This window comes from Hyphomicrobium zavarzinii ATCC 27496, assembly GCF_000383415.1.
GTDB classification, from domain to species: Bacteria; Pseudomonadota; Alphaproteobacteria; order Rhizobiales; family Hyphomicrobiaceae; genus Hyphomicrobium_C; species Hyphomicrobium_C zavarzinii.
The window spans coordinates 630,099-643,563 of the sequence record NZ_KB911258.1 but is presented as its reverse complement, the minus strand read 5'-3'; the positions used below and the strand labels follow the sequence as shown (position 1 = coordinate 643,563).

Here is a 13,465-nt window from a genome sequence, read left to right as displayed (position 1 = left end):
CTGATAGCGCTTCTCGGTGAGCAGGAAGGGGATGCGCAGCACGCCGAGGAAGTGCAGGCCGAACAGGATGATCACGAGGCCGGCGGCGAAGGAGAGCTCGGCGCGCCAGGTCTGGATCACCTGGCCGATCAAGGAGGCGCTGGCGCCGAGCGCGATGAAGACAGTGGAGAAGCCGAGCACGAAGAAGACGGAGGCGAGCACGACGCGGCGCCAGACCGCGCGCTCGAGACCCTTTTCGTCGGAAAGCTGCTCGAAGGTGGTGCCGCCGAGGTAGCTCAGGTAAGGCGGCACCAGCGGCAGAACGCAGGGTGAGAGGAAGCTCACCAGGCCCGCCAGCGCGACACCGAGATAAAGATGGGCTTCAGCGAGCATCAGGCAGCCCTCGTTCGATCATCGTGCGAGCGCGGCTACGCCCGGCAGCTCGCGGCCTTCCAGCCACTCGAGGAAGGCGCCGCCCGCGCTCGACACGTAGGTGAAATCGTCCGTCACGCCGGCCGCGTTGAGGGCCGCAACGGTGTCACCGCCGCCCGCCACCGAGACCAGCGATCCGGCCTTGGTTCTCTCGGCCGCCGCACGCGCCAGCGCGAACGTCCCCTCGCCGAAGGGGGCGATCTCAAAAGCGCCGAGCGGGCCGTTCCAGAGCAGCGTCTCGCAGCGCGAGAGCACATCGACGTAATGGGCGACGGTCTTGGGACCCACGTCGAGGATCATCTGATCGGCCGGAACCTCGGTGGTGATGACGGTGCGCGAGGGCGCGCCCGCCTCGAAGCGCGCCGCGACCACCACATCCTGCGGCAGCACGATCTCACAGCTCCGCGCCTTGGCTGCGTGCATGATCTCCTTGGCGGTCGCGACGAGATCGGGCTCGGCGAGCGATTTGCCGATCTCGATGCCGCCCGCGAGCAGGAACGTGTTGGCCATGCCGCCGCCGATGATCAGCTTGTCGACCTTGGCCGAAAGATTGGTGAGGACCGGGATCTTGGTCGAGACCTTGGCGCCGCCGACGACGGCCGCGACCGGCCGTTTCGGTTGATCAAGCGCACTCCGCAGAGCCTGGATCTCCTCCATCATGAGGGGACCGGCGTAAGCGGGCAGCAGCTTGGCGAGCCCTTCCGTCGAGGCGTGGGCGCGATGGGCCGCGGAGAACGCGTCGTTCACGAAGATATCGCCGAGCGCGGCCAGCGCTTTCGTGAATTCCGGATCGTTCTTCTCCTCGCCTTTGTGGAAGCGGGTGTTCTCCAGCACGACGATGCCGCCGTTCTTGAGCGCGGACACCGCGTCGGATGCCGCCTGCCCGATGCAATCCGAGGCGTGTGCGACCGGGAGGCCGACGAGCTTGCCGAGCGCGGCGGCGACGGGCGCCAGCGAATTCTCCTTGTCGGGCCCATCCTTCGGACGGCCGAAGTGCGAGAGCACCACCACACGCGCGCCGCGTTTCGCGAGATCCTGGAGGCCCGGAACGATACGCTCGAGGCGCGTTGCGTCGGTCACCACGCCGTTCTTCGCCGGGACGTTGAGATCCGCCCTCACGAGCACGCGCTTGCCAGCGAGATCGAGGCCGTCTGTGGTCTTGAGCTTGTCGAGGTTCATGGCTGCCCGTGTGGAGTTGCGCTTGCGGTTATGTTCACACGTGTCTGGACTCCGGCCTTCGCCGGAGTGACGAAATGAAGGGAGCCGGCTGCCTCCGAGACGTCATCCCGGCGGAAGCCGGGATCCAGACATATTTCGGTAGAGCAAAACGCCCCCACGATCTGCACCTCACCCCTTCTTGGCGAGGGCGCGGGCGGCCTCCGCGATCTTGCCGGTGGTGAGGCCAAAATGCTCGAAGAGCTTCGCGGCCGGCGCCGAGGCACCGAAATCGGAAAGCCCGATGAAGCGATCGCCGGGGCGCAGCCACTCGTGCCAACCCTGCGCGACGGCCGCCTCGACGGCGATGCGCGGCGCGGAGCCCAGCACCTCGTTGCGATAGGCTTCGTCCTGGCTGCGGAACAGCTCGAACGACGGCAGCGAGACAACGGCCGCGTTGATGCCGTCCTTAGCGAGGAGCGCCGCCGTTTCGGCCACGAGGCCGACCTCGGAGCCCGTTGCAATCAGCGTCACGTCCCGCTTGGCGCCACCGCTCACCACGTAGCCGCCCTTGGCCGTGAGGTTCGTGGTCTCGCCCGGATTGGCGCGGAGTGCCGTCGGCACGGCCTGACGCGAGAGCGCGAGCAACGACGGCGTCTTGGTCTGCGAAAGTGCGATCTCCCAGGCTTCCGCCGTCTCCAGCGCATCGGCCGGGCGCAGCACGACGAGGTTCGGGATCGCGCGCAGCGAGGCCAGATGCTCGACGGGCTGATGGGTGGGACCGTCCTCGCCGAGGCCGATGCTGTCATGCGTCATCACGTAGACGACGCGCTGGTGCATCAGCGCGGAGAGGCGGATCGAGGGGCGGCAGTAGTCGGTGAAGACGAGGAACGTCGCGCCATACGGGATGAAACCGCCATGCAGCGCGATGCCGTTCATGGCCGCGGCCATGCCGTGCTCGCGCACGCCGTAGTGGATGTAGTTGCCGGCGAAGTTTCCGGGCGCAACCGACGTGTGATGCTTGGTGCGCGTGCCGTTCGACGGCGTGAGGTCGGCCGATCCGCCGAGCAGCTCCGGCACGACGGGCACGAGGTTTTCGAGCGTCAACTGCGACCAGACGCGGGTCGCGCGCTTGGCGGTGTCGGCGGCGAACTGCGTCTTGGAGGCGGCGATGGCGTCCGCGATCGCCTTGCTGCGCTGGGCGGCTGCAGGGGTCTCGAACGCAGCCTTCGCCTCGGGAGACGCCTTGGCGAGGCGCTTCTTCCAGGCGGCGTTCTCAGCCGCGCCCTTGGCACCCAACGCGCGCCATGCGCCCAGCACGGGAGCCGGGATGACGAAGGGCTCGGCGCTCCAGCCGAGCTTCTCGCGCGCGCCCTTGATCTCGTCCACGCCCAGCGGCTCGCCGTGGGTCGACGACTTTCCAGCCTTGTTGGGCGCGCCGTAGCCGATCACCGTCTTGCAGGCGATCAGCCAGGGCTTGGAGCTGTCGGCGCGGGCCTTTGCGAGAGCGGCCGAGATTGCTTTCGGATCGTGGCCGTCGACGCGGATGGTGTTCCAGCCGGACGCGGCGAAGCGTGCCACCTGATCGTCGGAGACGGAGAGGTTCGTCGGGCCGTCGATCGAAATCGAGTTGTCGTCCCAGAGCACGATGAGCTTGCCGAGCTTCAAGTGGCCCGCGAGCGAGATCGCCTCGTGGCTGATGCCCTCCATCAGGCAGCCGTCGCCGGCGAGGCAATAGGTGTAGTGGCCCACGAGATCGTCGCCCAGGCGGGCATTCTGAAGCCGTTCCGCGAGCGCCATGCCGACCGCGTTGGCGATGCCCTGACCCAGAGGGCCGGTGGTGGTCTCGATGCCGGGGGCGTGGCCGAACTCGGGGTGACCGGCGGTCTTCGAGCCGAGCTGGCGAAAGTTCTCGATCTGGCCGATGTCCATTCCCGGATAGCCGGTGAGGTACAGCAGCGCGTAAAGCAGCATGGAGCCGTGGCCGGCGGAGAGCACGAAGCGGTCGCGGTCGGGCCAGGCGGGGTCTGCGGGATCGAAACGAAGGGCCTCGGAGAAAAGCACCGTCGCCACATCCGCCATGCCCATCGGCATGCCGGGATGGCCGGAATTGGCCTTCTGCACGGCGTCCATTGCGAGCGCGCGGATCGCGTTGGCCATATCCTTGGTGGCGGCGGTCGCCCCCACCTTCGTCTCTTGCGCCTCACCCATTCTCGCCTAGTCCTTCCGAAGTCCGCGGCCGTCCGGCCTTGTCAAGCGGGCACATTTAACGGGGCGAGGCCCAGCCGTCTACCGCGCAAAGGGCGCAGCGGCGGTTCGCCGACAGGACAATTCGCGCTTTGCCGGTCAGCGCCACGCTCTGGCGTTTTGCTGCCGAAAAACCCGTTCGAGATCAGATCTTTGTCAGGCGGCGGTCTCGCTCTTGGCAGCAGGCTTCTCCTGCAGCACCGGTTTCGCCAGTTTGGCGGGCTTGGCGTCCCCGATTTCCTTGTCCGCCTCCCGGTCCTCGGCGAACAGCCGCTCCAAGGTGGCCGCGTCGCTCCGGGCCTTGGCCTGCATCTTCTCCATGTCGCTGTAGTCGGCGTAGTCCTCCATCAGGCGGCGCTGGTCGTGGGCCTTGAAAGTCTTGGTCACACGCTCGCTTTCCCGCTCGCTGTAGCCCAAGCCGACGAGGAGCTGGCGGGTGGTCTCGATGGCCGAAAGGAACGTCTCGCGCTGGATGCTGGTGATGCCGAGATCGAGCAGGCGATGGGCGTGGTTGCGATTGCGGGCGCGGGCAAAAATCGGAACATGAGGATATTGCCGCCTGACCAGCTCGGCCGTGCGGAGGGAAGCCTCCACATCGTCGATCGCGAGCACGAAGGCGCGCGCCTTTCCCGTCTGCGCAGCCTCCAGGATATCCCCCCGGCTCGCATCGCCAAAGAAAGCCTGGGAGCCGAACTTCTTCACAAGATCGACCTGCTCGGCGGAAATGTCGAGGGCGATGAACGGGATCTTCTTGCCGCGCAGAACACGGGCCACGATCTGGCCGAAACGCCCGAAGCCCGCGATCACCACATGCTCGTCGCGCAGGGGGAGGTTGTCGTAGGCGGGCGCGGCGCTCTTTCCGATGCGGGCGCTAAGCCGGTCGAGGGCCAGCAGCAGCGGGGTCGCGGCCATCGAAAGGGTCACGACGGCCACCAGCAGATCGCTCGTATGGCGGGAGAGAACGCCTGCGCCGAGGCCGGCTGCGAACAGCACGAAGCCGAACTCCCCGCCCTGGCTGAGCGAGAGGCCGAGACGGCGCGCTGGCCGGTTGTCCAGCCCCACTGCCCGGCCCAGGCCATAGAGAATGATCGCCTTCACCGCGACCAGCGCGAGAGCGAGACCCAGCACCGTGCCCGGCTCCTTGAGCACGAGGTTCAAGTTCAGCGACATGCCGACGGCGGTGAAGAACAACCCCAGAAGCAGCCCCTGAAAGGGTTGGATGTCGGCTTCGAGCTGGTGGCGGTAGGAGCTTTCCGAGAGCAGTGCGCCCGCGATGAAGGCGCCGAGGGCCGCGGATAGCCCCGCTTTCTGCATCAGGATGGTGACGCCGACGACCGTCAACAGGGCCGCGGCCGTCATGGCCTCCTTCACTTTGGTCCGGGCGACGAGCCTCAGGAGCGAGTCGAGGCCGAAGTAGCCGATCAGCGCCACCGCCGCGATGGTTCCGAGCCCGCGGAGGGCCGCGGTGAGGTCCATGGCATTCCCCACGTCCACGGCTTTGGACGCGAACAACGGGACGAGCGCAATCAGGGGGATGGCCGCCAAATCCTGGAACAGGAGAACGGCGAAGGCGAGACGTCCATGGCGAGCGGCTAGATCGCCCTGCTCTTCCAGCACCTGAAGCGCGAACGCCGTTGAGGAGAGCGCCAGGGCAAGCCCCACGAACAGGGCGGTCTGCCAGGCGTGGCCGAGCACCGACGCCGCCGTCGCCAGTACCATCGCCGTCAGAGCCACCTGAGCGCCGCCCAACCGAAAGATGGCGTTTCGCATGGCCCAGAGGCGCTTGGGGCGCAATTCCAGACCGATCAGGAACAGCAGCAGGATGATGCCGAACTCCGACAGCTCCAGGATCTCGTGGGCGTCGTTGCTCGAAAACACGTGGCGGATGCCGTGCGGCCCCAGCGCAATCCCGGCCACCAGATAGCCCAGCACCGTTCCGATCCCGAGCCATCGCGCCACCGGCGGCGCGATCGCCATGGCAGCGAGCAGCAGGGCAATCTCGGTCAACGTGACGTGCGGCATCTTTCACCGGCTTTTCGGGGATGGGACGGTACTTTCACAGGTTCGAAGCTGCTGCGTCCACCCTCAATGCGTCTTGCCATGCGGATTCGGAAATCCAGCCGCCCGACTGCTGCGTAAGGAGCCTGCAAGGGCTGCGTCTGCCGCGGTTTTGAGCGTATGGCTGGGCGCGACTGCGAGGTTCCGCTATGCTTCGGGTCCTTGATGGGGGGGCGCGTCCTGCGTTCCCTCGCAGTGAATGCACCGAGGACTATGGCTGATCTCTTGCAACGGGTGGCCGCGAACGGCGACGTCGAGGCCTTCAGGGCGCTGTTCCAGTCCTACGCACCGCGCGTCAAATCCTACATGATGCGGCAAGGGGCTGATCCGCGCACTGCCGAGGAGCTTGCGCAGGAAACCTTGCTCACGGTGTGGCGGAAGGCGGCCCTTTACTCCGACGACAAGGGAAGTGCGACAACGTGGATTTTCACGATCGCGCGGAACCTTCGCATCGACCGCCTGCGCAAGGAGGTGGCCTGGCAGCCTCTGCCCGAGAACAACGACGAGGAGCCGTCGCCGGAGCCCACCCCGGACGAGGAGCTTTCTGAGCGGGAGCGGAGCGAAAAGGTGCGCAGTGTGCTCGCCGAGTTGCCGGCCGATCAATCCGAAGTCGTCACCCTCGCGTATGTGGAGGGACTGTCGCACAGCGAGATCGCTCAGCGACTGGGCTTGCCGCTCGGAACCGTGAAATCACGCATGCGCCTCGCCTACCAGAAGATTCGCGATGCGCTCGAGGACTTGAGATAGATGACGATCTCGCATCATCCGGACATCGCAAACCTGATGTGCTGCGCGGCAGGCAGCCAGCCGGAGGCGTTCGCCGCCGTGATCGCCTCGCACCTGTCGCTGTGCAAGACCTGCTGCTGTGAAGTGAGGCGGATGCAGCAGATCGGCGTCGCATTGTTCGACAAGCTCGAGCCGGTGGGCATGAGCGGCCCGGCACCGGTGGTCGCCATGCGGGCGGGCGAGGCAGACGCAGACGCTAAAGGCGATCCGTCCTCAGTTTCCGCACCCGCGCCGTGCGGACAGAACGCGGGCGAGGTGCCCCGCCCGCTCGTGCCTCTTATCGGCGCCGACCTCGATCAGGTGGCCTGGCGGTGGGTTGCGCCGGGGATCTGGATTTTTCCGGTTCCGCTCTCCAAGGGATGCTGTGGCGAGCTGCGCCTCATTAAGGTGGCCCCGGGCAAGACCATGCCCGAGCATGGGCATGCGGGCCAGGAGCTCACCCTCATCCTGCGGGGAAGCTATACGGATGCGTTCGGGACTTACCGCGTGGGCGACGTGGCGGATCTGGACGAAGGGGTCGCCCACGGGCCGGTTGCCTGCCCCGAGAAAGGTTGCATCTGCCTGATGGCGACCGAGGGCAAGCTGATCTTCAAGAGCCCCGTCGCCCGCCTGCTGCAGCCTCTACTCGGGCTTTGAACGGCGCTCAGGTCCCGGCGCGCGACTTGGTCAGTGCGTCGAGAGCCATCAGATCCTTCATAAGCGGCTCGAACTCCTTCAGCGGCAGCATGTTGGGGCCGTCCGAGGGGGCGTTGTCAGGGTCCTGATGCGTCTCGATGAAAAGCCCCGCCACGCCAACGGCGACGGCGGCACGCGCCAGCACGGGCACGAAGCGGCGATCGCCGCCCGAGCTGCCGCCCAGGCCGCCCGGCTGCTGGACGGCGTGAGTCGCGTCGAAGATCACCGGCGCGCCGGTTTCGGCCATCTGCGGAAGGCCCCGCATGTCGACCACCAGGGTGTTGTAGCCGAACGAGCTTCCGCGCTCGGTGAGCAGCACGTTCGGATTGCCCGATCCCACCACTTTGGCGACCACGTTTTTCATGTCCCAGGGCGCCAGGAACTGGCCCTTCTTGACCTTCACCACCCGTCCGGTTTCGGCGGCGGCGATGAGGAGGTCCGTCTGCCGGCAGAGAAAGGCCGGGATCTGGAGCACGTCAGCCACAGGAGCCACGAGCTTGCACTGATCTTTCTCGTGCACGTCGGTGACGACGGGCAGCCCCAGTTTCTCGCGGATCTCGGCAAAGACCTCGATGGCCTTGTCGAGGCCGATGCCCCGCTTGCCGCCGAGGGAGGTGCGGTTTGCCTTGTCGAACGACGATTTGTAGACGAGGCCGAGGCCGAGCCGTCCGGCCGCTTCCTTGAGGGCGCCCGCCATTTCGAGGGCGTGGGTGCGGCTTTCCATCTGGCAGGGACCGGCGAACACCACGATGGGGGCCGAATTGGCGACGGTGAGCGAGCCGATGCCGACGCGCGCATTGGGTTTTAAGGGATCGATTTGGGTCATGGTGCCCTTATAGCGGCTTCCGAAGGGCCTTGGGAGTGCCCCCTCCCGCCAACCCACGGATTATGAGCATGCCGGTTTCCGTGTGCTCGATGCAAGCTCTGGGGCCGGTGTCGCAAGCTTGACGCTTGCCCTTTGGATCAAAGTCGCAAGCTTGACGCTTGCTCCGGGGCTTTCTACACCCACATCAGCAACTTCCTGCGTCAGATTGGCCGATCTTGGGCCATTCGGCGCTTCAGCGCCCCCACCGAGGCCCAGCCCCATGCTCGTCCTGATCGATAACTACGACAGCTTCACCTACAATCTCGTGCATTTCCTGGGCGAGCTCGGCACCAAGTCCGAGGTGATCCGCAACGACAAGGTGACGGCGGAAGAAGTGCTGAAGATGAAGCCCAAGGCGATCGTGCTCTCGCCCGGCCCGTGCACACCGAACGAAGCGGGCGTGTGCCTCGATCTCATCGCCAAGGCCGGCTCGAAGATCCCGCTGCTCGGGGTTTGCCTCGGCCATCAGGCCATCGGCCAAGCCTACGGCGGCAAGGTGATCCGCGCGCCGGAGCCCATGCACGGCAAGCTGTCAACCATCCGCCACACCGACAAGGGCGTGTTCAAGGGGCTGCCCGAGCGCATCGAGGTGACGCGCTATCACTCGCTCATCGTCGAGCGGAAGAGCCTGCCCGATTGCCTCGAAGTGAACGCCGAGACCAGCGACGGGCTCATCATGGGCCTCATGCACAAGACGCATCCCGTCCATGGCGTTCAGTTCCATCCCGAGAGCATCGCATCCGAGCAGGGCCATGCCCTCCTCGCCAACTTCCTCGAAATTGCGGGCCTCTCGCCGCGCCGGCGGAACGCGCCGCGTCCGCGCGACGCCGCTTGATCGGGGCTCCGGGGGACGCATGGTCAACGTGACAGGCGTGAAATCCATACTGCAGGCCGTCGCCGCAGGGGAGAAGCTCTCGGCTGCGGAGATGGCGCAGGCCGTGGACGTGCTCACGGCGGAAGCCACGCCCGTGCAGATGGCGGCCTTCCTGATGGGGCTGCGCGTGCGAGGCGAGACCGTGGACGAGATCGCGGGCGCGGCGCGCGCAATGCGCGAGAAGATGACCGCCGTCTCCGTTCCAGCGGGCGCGATCGACATCGTCGGCACGGGCGGCGACGGGCACGGCACGTTCAACGTCTCGACGGGTGCCGCGCTGGTTGCGGCGGGCGCGGGCCTCAAGGTGGCCAAGCACGGCAATCGCTCCGTCTCCTCGCTGTCGGGCGCGTCCGACGTGCTCTCTGCGCTGGGCGTAAAGCTCGATTGCGGCCCGGCGCTGATCGAGCGGGCGGTGAATGAAGCGGGTGTCGGTTTCCTGTGGGCGCCTGCCCATCATCCCGCCTTCAAAGCCTGGGGTGCGGCCCGCGCCGAGCTTGGAATTCGCACGCTTTTCAACCTGCTCGGCCCTGTCTGCAATCCCGCGCGCGTCAAGCATCACGTGCTCGGCGTGTTCGACCGCGCCTGGGTGGAGCCGATCGCGGACGTGCTGCGCGCGCTCGGGTCCGAGCGGGCGTGGGTGGTGCACGGACACGATGGCCTCGACGAACTTTCGACGACCGGCCCGACCACCGTCGCCTCGCTCGAGAACGGCAAGATCACGACGTTCGAGGTCACGCCGGAAGACGCAGGCCTCATGCGCGTGAGCCTCGCCGATCTCAAGGGCGGCGACAGCGCGCACAACGCGCAGGCGCTCAAGGACCTGCTCGCGGGTGCCCCCGGAGCCTATCGCGACATCGTACTGCTCAACACGGCGGCCGCACTGATCGTCGGCGGGCGGGCACGATCCCTTGCCGAAGGCGTTGCTCAGGCGCAGGAGTCGATCGGTTCTGGGCGGGCGGCTGCGGCGCTTCAAAAGCTCGTCTCCATCAGCCAGCAGGCAGGTTGACCTCTTTCCTCGTGCAGGATTCCGTGTCCCGGCGGGCGTGGTAGGGTGGCTAATTGCCGTGCTCGCAGCCGAGAGAGGTTCTCCTCCATGCCCCGCGCTCTCGCCACGACGTTGCTTGTGCTTCTGCTCTCCGCGATCGGAGCCGTTGTTACACCGCTCCAAGCGGGCGAAGCGCAAATGCCCAAGACGCTGATCATCGGCTACGACGAGGAAGGCAAGGTTGACGCCTCGGAGGAGGCTTGCCGCGCCTTCGTGACGTCAGTGGTCGAATGGGAGAAGCCGGAGGTCGATCAGGGCGTGAAGGACGTCTGCGCCATGCGCAAGCGTCACGTGGACGCCTACGCAGCGTTTCAGGCGGCTTATGCGAAGCTCCGCGCCGCGCTGGTGGATCAATCGCGCCTCGACGGAGCGGCTGCCGCCGAGCATCTCGCGCTGATGATCAAGAGTTGCATCGATCACAAATGGGGCCTCACCACAGGCGGGCACAACATCCGCCTCGACATGGTGCCGAACGAAATCGCGGCCGACTGCCTGACCCTCGGCCGCGACCTGATCGTCAAGGAAACGGCCTTTCTCAACGGCAACTAGGCGCCCTGCCGCCAAGCCTCCGTTGGTAAATGGCGCCCGACCCGCCGTGATGCGCCGTATTTCCGGCCTCATTCGCTCTCCGATCGGCCAATTCGGGCAGGGCGCTTGATCTTTGCTTGATCCTCAGTCTTATCGATGTGGAAACTTCACCTTCCGAGGGGCTTTTCTGGGCCTTCGGACGCATCTGGTACGCGCTTCGACATGGCAGACATTCTCGAGAAGATCACCCAGTACAAGCGCGAAGAGGTTGCGCGTGCACGCGAGGCCTTGCCGTTGCAGGTTCTTGCCGAGCTGGCGCGCAGTGCGCCCGCCGTGCGCCCGTTCGCTGCCGCGCTCGACGCGCGTCATCGCGCAGGCCAGACGGCGCTGATCGCCGAAATCAAGAAGGCCTCGCCGTCGAAAGGATTGATCCGCGAGGATTTCGATCCGCCGCAGCTCGCCCGCGCCTACGAGGCAGGCGGAGCGGCGTGCCTCTCGATCCTGACCGACGGTCCCTCGTTCCAGGGCGCGCCCGACTATCTCACGACCGCGCGCGCGGCCGTCTCGCTGCCGGTGCTGCGCAAGGATTTCATGATCGACACCTATCAGGTGGTGGAAGCGCGCGCCTGGGGCGCAGACTGCATCCTGATCATCATGGCGGAGGTGGACGACGCACTCGCGGCGGACCTCGCCTCGGCTGCGCGCGACTGGGGCATGGACGCGATCGTGGAGGTGCACGACGGGGCCGAGCTCGATCGCGCCTTGAAGCTCGATTGCCGCCTCATCGGCATCAACAATCGCAATCTCAAGACGTTCGAGACGACGCTCGCCACCACAGAAGCGCTCGCCCCGCGCGTGCCGAAGGACCGCATCGTCATCGGCGAGAGCGGCATCTTCACGCCGGCCGACATCAGCCGCCTGAAGCGCGCCGGCGTCGAGACCTTCCTGGTCGGCGAAAGTCTCATGCGCCAGGCCGACGTCACGGCGGCGACGCGCACCTTGCTCACGCCCGAGGCCGCCTGATGACGAAGCTCACCCATCTCGACGAAGCAGGCCGCGCCCGCATGGTGGACGTTGGCGCGAAAGACGTGACGAGCCGCACGGCCGTTGCGGAAGGCTTCATCGCGATGAAACCCGAGACGCTGGCGCTCATCCGCTCGGGTGGCGCGCCCAAGGGTGACGTGCTGGCCGCCGCGCGAATCGCGGGGATCATGGCCGCGAAGAAGACGAGCGAGCTCATTCCGCTGTGCCATCCGCTTGCGCTTACCAAAGCGGCCGTCGATTTCACGCCGTCTGAGACGCCGGCCGGCTTTCATATTCGCGCCGAAGTCAGCGTCACCGGGCAGACGGGCGTGGAGATGGAGGCCCTGACCGCCGTCTCCGTGGCCGGCCTCACGCTGTACGACATGCTGAAAGCGGTCGATCGCGGGATGGAGATCAGCGGCATTCGCCTCGCCTCGAAGACGGGTGGACGCTCCGGCACCTACGAAGCGCCCAAACGCGAAAGCGGATCCTGACGCCATGACACTTCTCTCCGCCGACGCTGCCCTCGCCCGTATCCTGGATGGCGTCGCGCCGCTTCCCGAGGAAACGGTTCCTGTCGAGCAGGCGGACGGGCGGGTGCTCGCACGCGATCTCGCGGCAACCCTCACGCAGCCGCCGTTCGATGCGTCGGCGATGGACGGCTATGCGGTGTACGGCGATGCGGCCGCTAAGCCGGGAGACCGCTGGACGGTGATCGGCGAGTCGGCGGCCGGCCGCGGCTTTGCGGGCTCCGCCGCTCCGGGTCAGGCGGTGCGCATCTTCACAGGCGCGCCCCTTCCCGCGGGCTGCGGCACCGTCGTGATCCAGGAAAACGTCGCGCGCGAGGGCTGCGACATCGTCGCGACGGATGCTACTCCGGCCAAGGGCAACATCCGGCCCGCGGGGGTGGATTTCGCAGCCGGCATCGTCGCGCTCCGGCGTGGGCGCCGCCTCGATCCTCATGCGCTGACACTCGCAGCCGCCATGGGGCACGCCTCGGTGCCGGTGACGCGCCGCCCTGTGGTCGCGATCCTGGCGACGGGAGACGAGCTCGTTCCGCCGGGCACGCAACCCGGTCCCGATCAAATCGTTTCGTCCAATCCAGTAGGTCTTGCGGCGCTGGTCGAGCGCGCGGGCGGCACGGCGCGGCTTCTCGGCATCGCGCCCGACCGCTTAGATGCTCTCGCCGCGCGTATTGCGGAAGCACGCGGAGCGGACGTGCTCGTCACGATCGGCGGCGCGTCGGTCGGCGACCATGATCTCGTGGGACCTGCCCTGCGCAAGGAAGGCATCGATCTCGCGTTCTGGAGGGTTGCGATCCGGCCGGGCAAACCGCTGATGTTCGGCCATCTCGGAAAGACGCGGGTGCTGGGGCTGCCGGGCAATCCGGTTTCCGCGCTCATCACCGCGCGGGTGTTCCTGGTGCCGCTCGTGCAGGCGATGACCGGGTTGCCTGCGGATGCACAGGAGCGCGAGACCGCGATCCTCACGCAGCCTCTCGACGCCAACGGTCCACGCCTTCATCTGATGCGCGCGAAGCTCGGCCGGAGGCACGACGGCCTGCTCACGGTGGCGCCCATGCCGTCACAGGACAGCTCGCTGCTGACGGCGCTCGCGGAGGCCAACTGCCTCATCCACCGGCCCATGAATGCGCCCGCCGCCAAGCCCGGCGATACGGTGATCATCGAGCGCCTGCGCGACTGACCGGCTGATCCAGAACGTTGCACTTGCAGAACGTGGCGAGAACGATTAGCGTACATTCACGTTTTGTTTAGGTGAGTCTCGCGCAAAACGTTCG

General features: G+C 66.7%; 13 protein-coding genes. 8 read left to right on the top strand and 5 right to left on the bottom strand.

Going from position 1 to position 13,465, the window contains the following annotated elements; genetic code table 11:
• The 4 genes from F812_RS0114250 to F812_RS0114235 form a co-directional block, all read right to left on the bottom strand.
• Positions 1 to 372: cytochrome c biogenesis CcdA family protein (locus F812_RS0114250; RefSeq protein WP_020086667.1), on the bottom strand; the 372-nt coding region annotated here is incomplete at its 3' end.
• Between the two features lie 18 nt (positions 373 to 390).
• Complete coding sequence (locus F812_RS0114245) at positions 391 to 1,590, bottom strand: phosphoglycerate kinase (RefSeq protein WP_020086666.1); 1,200 nt, start codon at positions 1,588 to 1,590, stop codon at positions 391 to 393.
• Positions 1,591 to 1,758: 168 nt separating this feature from the next.
• Positions 1,759 to 3,777, bottom strand: coding sequence for a transketolase (gene tkt / locus F812_RS0114240; RefSeq protein WP_020086665.1), 2,019 nt, complete (start codon positions 3,775 to 3,777; stop codon positions 1,759 to 1,761).
• Positions 3,778 to 3,969: 192 nt separating this feature from the next.
• Entirely contained in the window at positions 3,970 to 5,820 is a 1,851-nt protein-coding gene (locus tag F812_RS0114235) for a cation:proton antiporter domain-containing protein (protein WP_245257682.1), read from the bottom strand.
• Between the two features lie 264 nt (positions 5,821 to 6,084).
• Here F812_RS0114235 and F812_RS0114230 point away from each other — a divergent pair, with 264 nt between their 5' ends.
• Together F812_RS0114230 and F812_RS0114225 are read left to right on the top strand one after the other, a co-directional pair.
• A complete protein-coding gene (locus tag F812_RS0114230; protein ID WP_020086663.1) occupies positions 6,085 to 6,618 on the top strand; it encodes a sigma-70 family RNA polymerase sigma factor in 534 nt (177 codons plus the stop codon).
• Positions 6,619 to 7,293 (top strand): ChrR family anti-sigma-E factor, encoded by a 675-nt coding sequence (locus tag F812_RS0114225; protein WP_020086662.1) that lies wholly within the window; start codon positions 6,619 to 6,621, stop codon positions 7,291 to 7,293.
• 7 nt (positions 7,294 to 7,300) lie between these two features.
• Here F812_RS0114225 and kdsA read toward each other — a convergent pair whose 3' ends face one another.
• Entirely contained in the window at positions 7,301 to 8,158 is an 858-nt protein-coding gene (gene kdsA, locus F812_RS0114220) for a 3-deoxy-8-phosphooctulonate synthase (protein ID WP_020086661.1), read from the bottom strand.
• Between the two features lie 259 nt (positions 8,159 to 8,417).
• Between kdsA and F812_RS0114215 the strand changes: the two genes are divergently transcribed.
• From F812_RS0114215 to F812_RS0114190, 6 genes are all read left to right on the top strand, one after another.
• Positions 8,418 to 9,032 (top strand): anthranilate synthase component II, encoded by a 615-nt coding sequence (locus tag F812_RS0114215; protein ID WP_020086660.1) that lies wholly within the window; start codon positions 8,418 to 8,420, stop codon positions 9,030 to 9,032.
• Between the two features lie 28 nt (positions 9,033 to 9,060).
• Positions 9,061 to 10,077, top strand: coding sequence for an anthranilate phosphoribosyltransferase (gene trpD, locus F812_RS0114210; protein WP_198011205.1), 1,017 nt, complete (start codon positions 9,061 to 9,063; stop codon positions 10,075 to 10,077).
• Between the two features lie 87 nt (positions 10,078 to 10,164).
• Positions 10,165 to 10,665: a hypothetical protein gene (locus F812_RS0114205; protein WP_020086658.1), complete on the top strand. Its 501-nt coding sequence runs from the start codon at positions 10,165 to 10,167 to the stop codon at positions 10,663 to 10,665.
• Positions 10,666 to 10,866: 201 nt separating this feature from the next.
• A complete protein-coding gene (trpC, locus tag F812_RS0114200; protein WP_020086657.1) occupies positions 10,867 to 11,667 on the top strand; it encodes an indole-3-glycerol phosphate synthase TrpC in 801 nt (266 codons plus the stop codon).
• The gene (moaC, locus tag F812_RS0114195) at positions 11,667 to 12,161 is read left to right on the top strand and encodes a cyclic pyranopterin monophosphate synthase MoaC (RefSeq protein WP_020086656.1); all 495 of its coding nucleotides are present in this window, start codon (positions 11,667 to 11,669) and stop codon (positions 12,159 to 12,161) included. Before trpC ends, moaC begins: the two co-directional genes overlap by 1 nt.
• Before the next feature lie 4 nt (positions 12,162 to 12,165).
• Entirely contained in the window at positions 12,166 to 13,371 is a 1,206-nt protein-coding gene (locus F812_RS0114190; protein WP_020086655.1) for a molybdopterin molybdotransferase MoeA, read from the top strand.
• Positions 13,372 to 13,465: the final 94 nt, after the last annotated feature.